The sequence below is a fragment of the Terrabacter sp. 2RAF25 genome (genome assembly GCF_052115265.1).
Lineage (GTDB): Bacteria > Actinomycetota > Actinomycetes > Actinomycetales > Dermatophilaceae > Terrabacter.
Genome location: NZ_JBFRGJ010000049.1, coordinates 1 through 450, shown reverse-complemented (window position 1 = coordinate 450; position 450 = coordinate 1). Strand labels below are relative to the sequence as shown.

Genomic DNA, 450 nt, shown 5'->3' with positions numbered 1-450 from the left:
CATCGGGCTGATGAGGATGCCGAAAAACGGAAACAGCAGCCCGGCCGCGATGGGCACCCCGGCCGCGTTGTAGATCAGGGCGAAGAACAGGTTCTGGCGGATATTGCGCATCGTCGCCTGGGCGAGGCGGCGGGCGCGGACAATACCGTCGAGGTTGCCCCGGACCAGCGTGATGCCCGCGCTTTCGATCGCCACATCGGCCCCGGTACCCATGGCGATGCCGACATCGGCCTGCGCCAGCGCAGGCGCGTCGTTCACCCCGTCGCCCGCCATCGCCACCTTGCGGCCGGCGGCCTGCAGATCGGCAATGATCCGCGCCTTGTCTTGGGGCAGCACGTCGGCGCGGATCTCGTCGATGCCGAGACGCGCCGCCACGGCCTTCGCCGTGCGCTCGTTGTCACCAGTCGCCATGATGATGCGGAAGCCGAGTTCGTGCAGCGCCTTCAGGGC

Annotated in this window: 1 protein-coding gene; it reads right to left on the bottom strand. The window is 68.4% G+C overall.

All coding sequences use genetic code 11. The features are described from left to right. A partial coding sequence (locus AB4091_RS21900) for an HAD-IC family P-type ATPase (RefSeq protein WP_442295029.1) occupies window positions 1-450 on the bottom strand: 450 nt, incomplete at both ends.